A 13,835-nucleotide genomic window follows, 5' to 3' on the forward strand; every position below is an offset into this window, starting at 1 on the left:
TCCGCACCGACAGCCAATACTGGGGATTGCCATGACTGCCCAGACGTCCAGAGCCGCCAACGATCTTTCCGCGCCCAACGATCTGGAGGCCTGGTGGCTTCCGTTCACGGCGAACCGCTCGTTCAAGCAGCACCCCCGGATGATCGCCCGCGCCAAGGGCATGTACTACTACACCCCGGACGGCCGCGAGGTGATCGACGGCGCCGCCGGCCTGTGGTGCTGCAATGCGGGCCACAACCGGGACGAGATCACGGCCGCCATCCAGGCCCAGGCGCAGGAGCTCGACTATTCGCCGGCGTTCCAGTTCGGCCATGCGGGCGGCTTCACCCTCGCCTCGCGCCTCGCCCAGCTCGCCCCGGGCGACCTGAACCACGTCTTCTTCTGCAACTCGGGCTCCGAGGCCGTGGATACGGCCCTCAAGGTGGCGCTGGCCTATTGGAACGTGAAGGGCCAGGGCAGCAAGACGCGCCTGATCGGCCGCGAGCGCGGCTATCACGGCGTCGGCTTCGGCGGCATCTCGGTGGGCGGCATCGTCAAGAACCGCCAGTTCTTCGGCTCATTGCTGGCGGGCGTCGACCATCTGCCCCACACCTATAACCGCGCCGAACAGGCCTTCTCCCGCGGCGAGCCGGAATGGGGCGCGCATCTCGCCGACGAGCTGGAGCGCATCGTCACGCTCCACGACGCCTCCACCATCGCCGCCGTGATCGTCGAGCCCATGTCCGGATCCACGGGCGTTCTTGCGCCGCCGAAGGGCTATCTCCAGCGCCTGCGCCAGCTCTGCGACAAGCACAACATTCTGCTCATCTTCGATGAGGTCATCACCGGCTTCGGCCGCCTCGGCACCGCCTTTGCCGCCGAGCGCTACGGCGTCGTTCCGGACATGATCACCTTCGCGAAGGGCGTGAATTCCGGCACCGTGCCCATGGGCGGCGTGCTGGTGCGCGAGGGCCTCTACGATGCCTTCATGAACGGCCCCGAGCACGTGATCGAGCTCTTTCACGGCTACACCTATTCCGGCCACCCGCTCGCCTGCGCGGCGGCGCTCGCAAGCCAGGACATCTACCGCGACGAGAAGCTGTTCGAGCGGGCCAAAACCCTGGAGCCGGTCTGGGCCGATGCGATCCATTCCCTGAAGGGCCTGCCGAACGTGCTCGACATCCGCACCATCGGCCTCGTCGGCGCCATCGACCTCGCCTCGCGTCCCGACGCCGTCGGCAAGCGGGCCTTCGAGGCCATGGACCGCGGCTTCCAGGAATTCGGCCTGATGGTGCGCATCACCGGCGACACCATCGCCCTCTCCCCGCCGCTGATCGTCACCGAAGAGCAGATCGGCGAGATCGTCGACAAGCTTACCAAGGTGATCAAGGCGGTGGCTTAAAAGCCCTTTCCAAGCAACGTCGTCCCGGACGGCGCAAGCCGATCCGGGATCGTTTGCAGGATGGAGCGCGTGTTTCCCTCCCCCCTGTGGGGAGGGCCAGGGTGGGGGTGCCGGCGCCAGAGCGTCATAGGCTAGCGCTCACACCCCCACCTCCAACTCCTCCCCACAAGGGGGAGGAGAGTTCCAGCGCCACCCTCATCCAGCGATCCCGGATCGGCTTCGCCGTCCGGGATGGCGGCTGTGGTTGCGGGAAATCGCGACAACCCTTGCCCCTCCCCGCCGCAGGGAGTAGGACCGCAGCACGTTTTCCCAATCCAACGGCTGCTGTAAGAACCATGTCCAAGGCCGACAAGATCAAGGCCCGCGCGCCGCGCGGCTTTGCCGATCGCACTCCCGCCGATCTTTCCGCCACCGAGCGCATGCTCGCGGCGATCCGCGACTCTTATGAGCTCTACGGCTTCGAGGGCGTCGAGACGCCGTTCGTCGAATACACGGACTCACTGGGCAAGTTCCTGCCCGACCAGGACCGCCCGAACGAAGGCGTATTCTCGTTCCAGGACGACGACGAGCAGTGGCTGTCCCTGCGCTACGACCTGACCGCGCCGCTCGCCCGCTACGTGGCCGAGAACTTCGATGCCCTGCCCAAGCCCTATCGCAGCTATCGCGTCGGCTGGGTGTTCCGCAACGAGAAGCCGGGACCGGGCCGCTTCCGCCAGTTCATGCAGTTCGACGCCGATACGGTGGGTGCGGCCTCCGTCGCCGCGGATGCGGAAATCTGCATGATGGCCGCCGACACGATGGAGCGGCTCGGGCTCAAGCGCGGCGATTACATCATCAAGATCAACAATCGCAAGATCTTAGACGGCGTGCTTGAAGCTATTGGCCTAGGCGGTGACGACAAAGCAGGACAAAGGCTCGATGTTTTCCGCTCGATTGACAAGCTAGATAAGTTTGGAATTGAGGGTGTTGAACTTCTTTTAGGCCAAGGCCGTAAAGATGAAAGCGGAGATTTCACTAAAGGGGCAGGCCTTAACAGCAATCAAATCTATGATTTGAAACGCTTTCTAGAGTTCGCAGGGCGTATGGCTGACGCATATTACCCTGAGGCATTTAGGCTTCAGGACAATCCTGACTCTGTCGAGAAAATGTACGGCTATATCCGGGAGGGATTGCAGTTCCTGGGCGCTAACGAGCGGCTGGGCGAAGGTCTTGCGGAAATTGAAACCATGCACCGCCTATTCTGCAGCGCAGGATACGGTCCGGATCGCATCCGGATCGACCCCTCCGTCGTGCGCGGCCTCGAATACTACACCGGCCCGGTCTACGAGGCCGAGCTGACCTTCCAGGTGCAGGACGAGGACGGACGCCCCGTCCGCTTCGGCTCGGTCGGCGGCGGTGGGCGCTATGACGGCCTCGTGGGCCGCTTCCGCTCCGAGCCCGTTCCGGCGACCGGCTTCTCCATCGGCGTGTCGCGCCTTCTCTCGGCTCTGCAGATGGTGAAAAGCCCAATCGTGTCGGGAGCCGAGAAGCCCGGGCCCGTGGTGGTGCTGGTAATGGACAAGGACCAGATCGCTGCCTACCAGCGCATGGTCTCGACCCTGCGCCAGGAGGGCATCCGGGCCGAGCTCTATCTCGGCTCCTCAGGCATGAAGGCGCAGATGAAATATGCCGACCGGCGCCAGAGCCCCTGCGTCGTCATCCAGGGCTCGAACGAGCGCGAGCGCGGCGAGGTCGAGATCAAGGACCTGATCGAAGGCGCCAAGGCAGCAGGGGCCATCGCTTCCAACGAGGAATGGAAGGCCGCCCGCCCGGCGCAGTTCTCCGTGTCCCAGGACAAGCTCGTCGAGGCCGTCCGCGACGTCCTGAGCCGTCACTTCGGATAACCTTGGCCTTTTGGGAACCCCTATGCTTTCATCGGGGTTGTCCAGAAAGCTTGACCATCAGGAGATGAAGATGCCGAAGGACAAGGATAAGAAGAGTAGCGGTAAAGCGAAGAAGGCCTCGGGCAAGAGCTCGAGCTCGAAGCTGACGAAAACCGTGAAGAAGTCCGGCTTCATGGATCTGCTCAATTCGTCTCTCGGCCGCGAGATTCTGGCGGACGCCCTGATCGCCGGAGCGGCTGCGGCCGCAGCCGCCCTCACCAAGTCCCGCGCGGCCAAGAAGACAGGCGTTGCCGCCGCGAGCGCCCAGACCCCCGACCTGGCTCAGACCGCCGCGGGCGCCGTCGCCGGCGTCGTAACGGAAGCTGCCCGCCACTTCCTGCCCCCGAGCCTCGTCGGCGAAGAGAGCGAGTCCGGAGCAACCGCCAAGTCCGAGCCGAAGAAGGTGAAGTACGTCCAGCGCTCGAGCGATCACAGCAAGCGCAAGACGACGAAGGCCAAGACCACCAAAGCCGCGACGGCCGAGAAGAACTGATTACTTCTAGCTGATCGTCATCCCGGGGCTGCGGAGCAGAACCCGGGATCGCGTGCGGAATGACGCGCACTCTTCCCTCTCCCTTGCGGGGAGGGATTGAGGGTGGGGGTCGGAAAGTCGGGATACTGCGCCTCATCATGGAAGCATGAGGTCAATACAGCGCCGTTCTTACCTGACCGCTCACCCAGTCGAACCACCCCCACCCCTACCCCTCCCCGCAAGGGGGAGGGAATTAGCGTCACATCCTGCACACGATCCCGGACCGCCTGCGGCGTCCGGGATGACAGCCTTCCCGCTCCCATTCACCCTTCCCGCCAAAAACAATCGCCTTCCCGGCCCGGCATTGCTAGAGAGCATGCCGACACAAGGATTGGGCAGGGCCAGTGACGGAGACGGATGCCATTGTTGCGCTGATCGCGCTGTTCGAGCGCGAGGGCTATGCGCGGATCGAGCCGCCGGTGCTGCAGCCGGCGGACGTGTTCATCGACCTCTCGGGCGAGGATATCCGGCGGCGCATGTTCGTGACGCAGGATGCGGCCGGCATGGAGCTGTGCCTCAGGCCCGAATACACGATCCCCGTCTGCCTTCAGCATCTCGAACGCCACGGTGCCCAGCCCTCCGGCTATTCCTATGGCGGACCGGTCTTCCGCATGCGCACGGGCGAGAGCGGCGAGTTCCTCCAGGCGGGCCTCGAATCCATCGGGCGCCCAGACGTCTCGGCCGTGGATGCCGAGATCCTGGCCCTGGCGCTTGACGGCCTGAAACAGTTCGGCGGCCCCGCGCCCATCGTGAAGCTCGGCGATATGGGCCTGCTTCATGCCCTGATCGATGCTCTCGGGATTGCGCCTGCTGCCAAGCGTCGGGTGATCCGGGCCATCGTCTCGGGACAGGGCCTGGCGAGCCTCGCCGAACAGGACGGGACGGGTGCCCAGGAGCATGCCGGTCTCCTCGCCGCCATCGAAGGCCAGGCGCCCCAGGCGGCCAAGGCCTTCGTGGAGGACATCCTCTCGATCGCGGGCATCGCCCGGGTCGGCGGGCGCAGCGCCGGCGAGATCGCCGAGCGATTCCTCGCCCGGGCCGCGAACCGCACCGGCCTTCCCGACGAGGCGCGGCAGGTGCTGGAGCGCTACCTCACCATTACCGGCGATCCGGACCAGGCGGCCCATGCGGTCAGGAGCCTTGCGAAGGATGCGGGCCTCGACCTCAACGGCGCGCTCTGCGCGTTCGAGGAGCGCACCGGCTTCATGGCCGCGCGCGGGCTCGATGTGGGCGCCTTCTCCTTCTCCGCCACCTTCGCCCGCAATCTCGACTACTATACCGGCTTCATCTTCGAGGTGCAGGACCCGCGCCGCAGCGACGGCAAGCCCGTGGTGGGCGGCGGCCGCTACGACCGACTCCTGGAACACCTGGGCGCCGAGGCCCCGATCCCGGCGGTCGGCTGCTCCTTCTGGCTCGACCGCATCGTGGGGAGGCCCTGATGACCGATTCTCCTCTCATCCTGGCCGTTCCCTCCAAGGGGCGCCTGCAGGAGAACGCCGCCGCGTTCTTCGCCCGGGCCGGCCTCGTCTTCACCCAATCCCGCGGCGCCCGCGATTACCGCGGCACGCTCGCCGGCGTGCCCGATGTCGAGGTCGCCTTCCTGTCGGCCTCCGAGATCGTCAGCCAGCTGGCCAGCGGCACGGCGCATCTCGGCATCACCGGCGAGGACCTGGTGCGCGAGCAGATCGCGGATGCGGACGAGGCGGTGGAAATGCTGACCCCGCTCGGCTTCGGCCATGCCAATGTGGTCGTCGCCGTGCCGCAGGCCTGGATCGACGTGCGAAGCATGGCCGATCTCGACGAGGTCGCAGCCGATCTTCGCGCCCGCCATGGCACCAAGATGCGGGTCGCGACCAAATACGTGAACCTGACCCGCCGCTTCTTCGCCGAGAAGGGCGTGGCCGATTACCGGATCGTCGAGAGCCTGGGCGCCACCGAGGGCGCGCCCGGCGCGGGCTCCGCCGAGCTGATCGTGGACATCACCACAACCGGCGCGACCCTTGCCGCCAACGCCTTAAAAATCCTCGACGACGGCATCATGCTGCGCTCCGAGGCCAATCTCGTCGCCTCCGCCCGCGCGCCCTGGACCGATCGCGCAAAAGCGGCGGCCACCGCCGTGCTGACCCGCATTGCCGCGGAAGAAGAGGCGCGCACGAGCCGCGAGGTGCGCGCGGCGCTCGATCCGGCGCGGGCCTCGGCCCTCCTGTCGCTGGCGCGGGATCACGGGGCCACCCTGCCCTACGGCCATGCGCTCGGCCGCGAGGTCGTGCTCCATTGCCGCGCCGCAAAGGTGTTCGAGATCGTGGCGGCCCTGCAGGGGATCGGCGCGCAGGAAATCTCCGTCCGCGCCTTCGATTACCTGTTCCGTCCGACGAACGCCCTGACAGAGCGGCTCCTGCGGCGGATCGGGTGAATCTTGAGCCGCTTTCATGAAGGTTTCAGGTTTCGTGTGCTCAAACATCTAAGAGATAAGACAACGTCACCCTTGACCGTTGCCTCAATGGCCAAGGCCCCTTATGGTCCGGGCGTTTTTCCGATGACGAGGTTCCTATGAACGCGCTTCGACTTGCGACATGTCTCGCGGCCCTGGCCGCCGCCGCTTCCGGAGCTTATGCCCAATCGGCCGCAGCCACGCTCGGCCGGCCGGCCGGCCCGACCCGGCAGGTGGATCCCAAGGTTCCGCAGCCCGGCCAGAACGGCAAGATCTTTCCGCTCGGCTCGTCCTGGGTCGCCGTGAGCCTGAACGGCAAGCCCTTCACCGGCGAGCGCCCGAGCTTCAAGCTCGACGATCAGCTGAGGGCCACGGGCTTTTCCGGCTGCAACACCTATGCCACCGCAGCCTATCCCCTTCGCGAGCAGGGACTGGCGGTCGGCCCCTTCGCGCTGACGAAGAGAAGCTGCGACAAAACCGTCATGGCGATCGAGCAGGCTTTTCTCGTGGCGCTCCGCTCTTCGGCCAAATGGGACATCCAGGGCCGCAACCTAATCATCCAGACCCAGAACGGCGGCGAGCTGCGTCTCGAGCGCTCGCTCTAAGTCATTCGCTTCGCTTGGATAGAAAAGGCCGGCTTCACGCCGGCCTTTTTCGTTTTTGTGTATCGCGGTCGTCCCGGACGAGCGGAGCGGAGCGGAGATTCGGGATCGCTGGACGAGTAAAGCACTGTCATCCCGGCGAAGGCCGGGATCCATAACCACGACAGTGCTTCAATCTGCATCTTCGGTGTTTATGGATTCCCGCCTGCGCGGGAATGACAGTCGAGGTTTCAGCGCCGCATCCTGCTCGCGATCCCGGGTTCTGCTGCGCAGCCCCGGGATAACACTTTATGTTACTCCGCGGGCTCGGCCTGACGCATGTCGACGGGGGTGGAGAGGCCGCCCTCCGTCTTCTTCATGTCGATGCGCCGGTCGTGATAGGCGGTCAGGGTCGAGCGGTGGCCGATGGACACGACGGTGGTGTTCGGCAGCTTCTCCCTGATGATGCGGTAGACTTCCTCCTCGGTCGGCTCGTCGAGAGCCGCGGTCGCCTCGTCGAGGAACAGCCAGTCGGGCTTGGTCAGGAGCGCGCGGGCGAGCGCCAGGCGCTGCTGCTCGCCGAGCGACAGGGTCTGGCTCCATGCCCGCTCCTCGTCGAGGCGATCCGCGATCTGCGGCAGCTTGGCGGTGCGCAGGGCCTCCGCCATCTCGGCATCCGTGTAGGCATCCACCTCGCCGGGATAGGTCACGGCATCGCGCAGTGTTCCGATCGGGATGTAGGGCCGCTGCGGCAGGAGCATCATGGTCTGGCCTTCCGGCACGAGCACCTGCCCTTCTCCGAAAGGCCAGATACCGGCGATGGCGCGGAACAGCGTGGACTTGCCGGAGCCCGACGGACCGGTCATCAGCGTGCGTTCGCCCGGATGGAAGCTCAGGCCATCGGTGTGCATGAGGACGCTGCCGTCGGGCAGGCGCACGTCGAGATCCTTCAGGCGGAGGTCATCGCCGGGAACTTCCCTCACCGCCAGCTTGCTCTCGCCGCCGACGCGCTGCGCCGAAGCGATGGCGCCCTCGAAGGTGGTGAGACGGTCGAGCACGGCCTTGTAGTCGGCGAGCGTCGTATAGATGGTGATGAAATAGGTGAGCGCCGATTCCACTCGGCTGAACGCGCCGACCACCTGCTGCATCTGGCCGAGCGAGATCTTGCCGATGAAATAGTAGGGCGCGGTCAGGATGTAGGGCACCACCACGTTGGCCTGGAAATAGGCCGAGGTGAAGGTGTTGAGCTTGATGAGGCGGAACACGATCCGCATGTAGTTGTCGACGATCTGACCGAAGCGCCGCCTGAGGCCCTCGCGCTCGGCCGCCTCGCCGGAGAGGAGCGCGACCTGCTCCGAATATTCGCGCAGGCGCGCGAGCGAGAAGCGATAGTTCGCCTCGACCCGCTCCTGCTCGAAGTTGAGGGCGATCAGGGGACGGCCGATCAGGTGCGTGACCCATGTGCCGAGGATCGCGTAGCCCGCACAGACCCAGACCAGCAGGCCGGGAATCTCCATGCTCGTGCCGGGGAAGGTGAAGCCGGCAGAGATGGTCCAGAGGATCGCGACGAAGGAGACGAGGGTCGCGGCCTGGTTCATCAGGCCGACGGACAGGGAATAGGTGCTCTCGACGAATTTGCGCAGGTCTTCCGAGATGCGCTGATCCGGGTTGTCGGCGCCCCGGCCCATGATCTGCATCCGGTAATGCGTGCCGTCGCCGAGCCACTCGCCCACGTAATAGGTGTTGAGAAAGGTGCGCCAGCGGATGGTGAGCACGTTCTGCAGCAGCACTTCGGTCAGGGCGATGGCCACGAACACACCCGCCAGGGGCGTGAAGATGACGAAGAGCTGATACCAGAAGGCCGCGGCATCCTTGGCTTCGAGCGCATTGAACATGTCGCGCGAGAAGAAGCTGAGGCGGACGTTGAGGGCGACCTGGACGAGGTTGATCGCAATGAGGATGCCGATCATCCAGGTGCCGATGGTGCCCTCGCGTGCCCGCACGAGGCCGATGAAGGGGATGCGGATGACGCTGTCGGCCTGGGAATCGAGATAGCGGTCGGCGATGCGGCAGATGGTGCGCACGACCGGGACGTAGGAGAGCCCGAAGATGATCGCCCCGAAGGCCGTTGCGCCGAGCGCTGCGGAGGGCGGCGGGACGTAGCCGGTATAGTCGCCCGTGATGGCGCCCGCGGTGGCCCCGAGGATGAGCGCCACGAGCACGAGATGCGTCCCCGACAGCATCACGAGGAAGATGCGCAGGAATTTCGGGATGTCCCTCCCGGCGAACACGATCCCGGCAAGCACCAGGGTCGAGAGGGGCAGGTAGAACGGAACCCCGACCGCGCCCGACAGGGAGGCTGCCAGAACGCACAACCCTATGAGTGCCAGCACAATGCTCGCCTTGATCATACACATCTCCTACCGAGATCCGGCTCGGCCCGTGAAACCTGGAACAGCCGGATCAAGCGCCCTTGTGGCAAAAAAAAGGAGGAACTCCCCCACATTAGAAGCGATAGCAGTCTTGTGAGGAGAGCGACAGGCCGATAGAACACCGAAGCGTTCTGCAAAACAAACTGTCCTGTTTAACGAACGAAAAGGTTGACTTAGAGAACGCGATGTCTCATGAGTCCTCAAGATGCTCCTGAACGTCACGAAAAGGCGACCTTATGAACGCCCATCTCGGATATCTCGGCGACCAGCACGCCCAGCGCCTTGTGCCGGCGGAGACCATCGTGCGCCTGGAAAAGGCCTCGAAAACCTTTCCCGGCCGTGACGGCCAGCCCGTAACGGCGCTGCAGGATATCGATCTCACCGTGCCCCAGGGCTCGATCCTGGGCGTGATCGGCCGGTCGGGCGCGGGCAAGTCGACCCTGATCCGCCTGGTCAACGGCCTGGAAAAGCCCTCCTCCGGCAAGGTCATCGTCGACGGTGCCGACATCGCGGCCCTTCCCGAGGCGGCTCTTCGCCACGCCCGCCGCTCCATCGGCATGATCTTCCAGCACTTCAACCTGCTCTCCTCGCGCACGGCGGCTCAGAACATCGCCCTGCCGCTCGAGGTCGCGGGCTATGACAAGGCGGAGATCAGGACGCGGGTCGAGGAGCTTCTCGCCCTCGTCGGCCTCACCGACAAGCGCAATCGCTACCCGTCGGAACTTTCCGGCGGCCAGAAGCAGCGCGTCGGCATTGCCCGTGCGCTCGCCACCAAGCCCAAGGTTCTTCTCTCCGACGAGGCGACCTCGGCCCTCGACCCGGAAACCACCCGCTCGATCCTTGACCTGCTCGCACGCATCAACGACGAGCTCGGCCTGACGATCCTGCTCATCACCCACGAGATGGCGGTGATCCGCAACATCGCCCGCGAGGTCGCGGTGATCGAGGGCGGGCGGATCGTCGAGCAGGGCGACGTGTTCGAGGTCTTCACCCGTCCGCACCACGAGGTGACCCGCTCCTTCCTCGCCGACGAATCCGGCCGTGCCCTGCCGCCTTACGTCCAGAACCGGCTCACGCACGAGGCGACGCCCGGCAGCCAGGCGGTCATCCGCATCGGCTTCCGCGGCCCGCATGCCACGGACCCGGTCCTGTCGCGGCTTGCACGCGATCTCAACATCGAGACGAACATCCTCTCCGGCTCGGTGGACGAGATCGCAGGCCGCCCCTTCGGCACTCTCGTGGTCGGCGTGCCGGAGCAATCCCTCGCCGTCACCCTCGATTTCCTGAACAAGCACGGTCTCGATACGGAGGTTCTCGGCCATGTCGCCTGAGATGATCAACCTCATCGCCAATTCCACCGGCGAAACGCTCTACATGGTCGCCGTGGCGGCGCTCATCGCCACGGCCTTAGGCCTGCCCCTCGGCGTGTTCCTCGCCACCTCCGGCAAGGGCGAGCTCTTCGCGGCGCCGTGGGTCAACCGCGTCATGGGCGTGATCGTCAACGCGACCCGCTCGACGCCTTTCATCATTCTCGTCGTCGCGATCATTCCCTTCACCCGCCTGATCGCCGGCACCTCCATCGGCACCAATGCCGCCATCGTGCCGCTGACCATTGCCGCAACACCCTTCATCGCGCGCCTCATCGAAGGCGCGATCCGTGAGGTGGACCAGGGCCTGATCGAAGCCGCCCGCGCCTTCGGCGCCACGCCGATCCAGATCGTGCGCAAGGTGCTGATCCCCGAAGCCCTGCCCGGCATCGTGCTCGGCCTCACGCTTGCCGTCGTGTCTCTCCTCGGCTTCTCGGCCATGGTCGGCGCGGTGGGCGGCGGAGGCTTGGGCGATCTCGGCATCCGCTACGGCTACCAGCGTTTCATGCCCGAGATGATGCTCGCCGTGGTGGTCGTGCTGATCGTCCTCGTCCAGGCGGTGCAGAGCATCGGCGACCGGCTCGCGCGCCACCTCAACAAGCGCATCCGCCACGCCTGACATCCACAAAAAGCATCGCACAAGGAGTAACAAGAATGTCCCTGAAGAAACTCGGCCTTGCCGCCGTCCTCTCTCTCGCCGCCCTGCCCGCTCTCGCGCAGCAGACGCAGACCGTCCGCATCGGCGCCACGCCCGGCCCGCATGCGCAGATCCTCGAAGCCGTAAAGCCGATCGCGGCCAAGAAGGGCCTCGACATAAAGATCGTCGAGTTCTCCGACTACGTGGTGCCGAACACGGCGCTCGCCGGCGGCGACATCGAGGCGAACTCGTTCCAGAACCAGCCCTATCTCGACAACCAGGTCGCCGACCGCGGCTTCAAGATCGAGAGCGTCGGGCTCACCGTGAACTTCCCGATCGGCATCTACTCGAAGAAGCACAAGAGCCTCGACGCCCTGCCGAGCGGCGCGACGATCTCGATCCCCAACGATCCCACCAATGGCGGCCGCGCGCTTCTGCTGCTGCAGGACAAGGGACTGATCAAGCTGAAGGACGGCACGGGCTACAAGCCGACGCCCCTCGACGTGACCGAGAACACCAAGAAGCTGAAGTTCGTCGAAATCGAAGCCGCCCAGGGACCGCGTGTGCTCGCCGACGTCGATGCCGCCATCATCAACACCAATTATGCGACATCCGGCGGCCTCGATCCGGTAAAGGATCCGATCGCCCGCGAGAACCCGAAGGGTCCCTACGTGAACCTCATCGCAGTGCGTAGCGAGGACAAGAACAAGCCGTGGGTGAAGGCCCTCGTCGAGTCCTACCACACCCCCGAGGTGAAGGCGTTCATCGAGGAGAAGTTCAAGGGCTCGGTGCTCACCAGCTGGTAAGCGCCGCTGGATCCTTTCAATTACCCACATTTCTGACTTAGCAGCAGTGCTTGCCTGACCAGCACCAAGCGTGATTCCTTGGTGAGCATCTCCTCATCTGTGAGAGGTGTCCCATGGACAGGGCTCTGTCTCGGCTTTCCCGTGATCTCGCTGATCTCTGCGCGCCGGGCATACGCCGGACGGCCTCCTATTCGCTCCCACGAGGCGGCGCGGGAGCTGGGCCATGACAAAGACGTCTCTTCCGACGCATCCTCTGGGAGAGGCAGCCAATGTTATTTCCTGGGTCGATCAGGAACTCGCTGGGTGCCGCTTTCGGGACAATCGTCTCGGCCAGCGCCTGCGCAAGCTCCTGACCCACATGGCCGGTGCCATTGGCGGCAGCCTTCCGCTGGCCTGCCAGGATTGGGCTAACACCAAAGCGGCCTACCGCTTCCTGTCCAATCCCAAAGTTTCCGACCATGAGATCCTTCAGGGCCATTTCCAAGCCACCCGAACCCGCTTTGCCGCCTTCGGTGGCCCTATCTTGGTCATTCAGGACACAACCGAACTGTCCTACGAAAGAGCACAGCCTGAACGGATTGGTGCGACCCGCCGGGTCAACAGCGGCCGGGACAAGGAAGGTCGCTCCAGGATGCACACGGTCTGCGGGCTGCTCATGCACTCTTGCCTGGCTGTGACCGCGGATGGGCTGCCGCTGGGGCTTTCGGCGATCAAGTTTTGGACGAGGCCTCAGTTCAAGGGCGCCCGGACGCTCAAACGCAAGATCAACCCGACCCGGGTGCCCATCGATCAGAAGGAGAGTATCCGCTGGCTGGAGTGCATGAGGCAGTCCGTGGCGCTGTTCGGTGCTCCTGAGCGCTGCATCCATATCGGCGACCGGGAGAACGACATCGACGAGTTCTTCTGCACGGCTCAGGCTCTGAGCACGCACTTCCTGGTCCGAACCTGCGTGGATCGGTTGGCGGGCGATGGCCAGCACACCATCGCGGACGAGATGGCAGAGGTGAAGGTCAAAGGACGGCATCAGGTCGAAGTTCGCAGCCCGAAAGGCGATGTGAGCCTTGCCACCGTAGAGCTCAAATACCGCCGGATCCACATCCTGCCTCCGATCGGCAAGCAGAAGCGCTATCCAGCCCTGAGCCTGACGGTGATCCACGCACAGGAGCGTCATCCACCCAAAGACCGGGCGCGGATCGACTGGAAGCTGATCACGGATCTGCCGGTACGATCCCGCGCGGACGCGATCCAGATGCTCGACTGGTACGCCATGCGCTGGAAGGTCGAGCTGTTCCACAAGATCCTCAAGTCCGGGTGCCGAGCGGAGGAGACCAAGCTGAGAACGGCCGAGCGCCTGGTGAACCTGCTCAGCATCTACTGCATCCTGAGCTGGCGGATCTTCTGGATGACGATGCTCAATCGTGTTGTTCCGGACGTGCCGCCGCGGCTGGCCTTGACGGACTTGGAAATGGACCTGCTCGACGAGCTGGTGCGAGACAAGGGCCAGGTGCTGCTGCGGAGCAAGACGCTCGCCTACTATTTAACTAAGATCGCCCGCATGGGCGGCTACCTTGCCCGTGGCCATGATCCTCCGCCAGGAAACACCGTCATGTGGAGAGGACTATCCCGCCTGATGGATATCGAACTCGGCGCTAGGATTGGGGCGCAAATCTATGGGTAATTGAAAGCGCTGGATCCCTCCCCTTCCTCGAGGCGGGCTCAGTATTCGGCCTCCCCTAAGCCCTCATC

11 protein-coding genes are annotated in these 13,835 nt (G+C 64.7%); 10 read left to right on the plus strand and 1 reads right to left on the minus strand.

The window, feature by feature from the left end:
• The first annotated feature begins 31 nt into the window (after positions 1 to 31).
• The 6 genes from aptA to BB934_RS06845 all read left to right on the plus strand — a co-directional run bounded on the left by aptA (position 32) and on the right by BB934_RS06845 (position 6,871).
• Positions 32 to 1,381, plus strand: a complete 1,350-nt coding sequence (aptA, locus tag BB934_RS06820) for an omega-aminotransferase AptA (RefSeq protein ID WP_099508960.1) — start codon at positions 32 to 34, stop codon at positions 1,379 to 1,381.
• A gap of 335 nt (positions 1,382 to 1,716) precedes the next feature.
• Entirely contained in the window at positions 1,717 to 3,264 is a 1,548-nt protein-coding gene (gene hisS / locus BB934_RS06825; RefSeq protein WP_099508961.1) for a histidine--tRNA ligase, read from the plus strand.
• 70 nt (positions 3,265 to 3,334) lie between these two features.
• The gene (locus BB934_RS06830) at positions 3,335 to 3,796 is read left to right on the plus strand and encodes a hypothetical protein (protein ID WP_099508962.1); all 462 of its coding nucleotides are present in this window, start codon (positions 3,335 to 3,337) and stop codon (positions 3,794 to 3,796) included.
• A 383-nt stretch (positions 3,797 to 4,179) separates the two neighbouring features.
• Positions 4,180 to 5,274, plus strand: coding sequence for an ATP phosphoribosyltransferase regulatory subunit (locus BB934_RS06835; protein ID WP_099508963.1), 1,095 nt, complete (start codon positions 4,180 to 4,182; stop codon positions 5,272 to 5,274).
• Positions 5,274 to 6,248: an ATP phosphoribosyltransferase gene (hisG, locus tag BB934_RS06840; RefSeq protein WP_099508964.1), complete on the plus strand. Its 975-nt coding sequence runs from the start codon at positions 5,274 to 5,276 to the stop codon at positions 6,246 to 6,248. Before BB934_RS06835 ends, hisG begins: the two co-directional genes overlap by 1 nt.
• 137 nt (positions 6,249 to 6,385) lie before the next feature.
• Positions 6,386 to 6,871, plus strand: coding sequence for an META domain-containing protein (locus BB934_RS06845; RefSeq protein ID WP_099508965.1), 486 nt, complete (start codon positions 6,386 to 6,388; stop codon positions 6,869 to 6,871).
• Positions 6,872 to 7,161: 290 nt separating this feature from the next.
• Here BB934_RS06845 and BB934_RS06850 read toward each other — a convergent pair whose 3' ends face one another.
• A complete protein-coding gene (locus BB934_RS06850) occupies positions 7,162 to 9,258 on the minus strand; it encodes an ABC transporter ATP-binding protein/permease (protein ID WP_099508966.1) in 2,097 nt (698 codons plus the stop codon).
• A 257-nt stretch (positions 9,259 to 9,515) separates the two neighbouring features.
• Here BB934_RS06850 and BB934_RS06855 point away from each other — a divergent pair, with 257 nt between their 5' ends.
• The 4 genes from BB934_RS06855 (at position 9,516) to BB934_RS06870 (ending at position 13,767) form a co-directional block, all read left to right on the plus strand.
• Positions 9,516 to 10,610 (plus strand): methionine ABC transporter ATP-binding protein, encoded by a 1,095-nt coding sequence (locus BB934_RS06855; protein ID WP_099508967.1) that lies wholly within the window; start codon positions 9,516 to 9,518, stop codon positions 10,608 to 10,610.
• Positions 10,600 to 11,265 carry a methionine ABC transporter permease gene (locus BB934_RS06860; protein WP_099508968.1) on the plus strand — a complete coding sequence of 222 codons (666 nt, stop codon included), beginning with the start codon at positions 10,600 to 10,602 and terminating at the stop codon, positions 11,263 to 11,265. Before BB934_RS06855 ends, BB934_RS06860 begins: the two co-directional genes overlap by 11 nt.
• Before the next feature lie 35 nt (positions 11,266 to 11,300).
• Positions 11,301 to 12,089: a MetQ/NlpA family ABC transporter substrate-binding protein gene (locus BB934_RS06865; RefSeq protein WP_099508969.1), complete on the plus strand. Its 789-nt coding sequence runs from the start codon at positions 11,301 to 11,303 to the stop codon at positions 12,087 to 12,089.
• A gap of 223 nt (positions 12,090 to 12,312) precedes the next feature.
• Positions 12,313 to 13,767, plus strand: a complete 1,455-nt coding sequence (locus BB934_RS06870) for an IS4 family transposase (RefSeq protein WP_099508970.1) — start codon at positions 12,313 to 12,315, stop codon at positions 13,765 to 13,767.
• Positions 13,768 to 13,835 lie beyond the last annotated feature (68 nt).

This window comes from Microvirga ossetica (genome assembly GCF_002741015.1).
GTDB lineage: Bacteria > Pseudomonadota > Alphaproteobacteria > Rhizobiales > Beijerinckiaceae > Microvirga > Microvirga ossetica.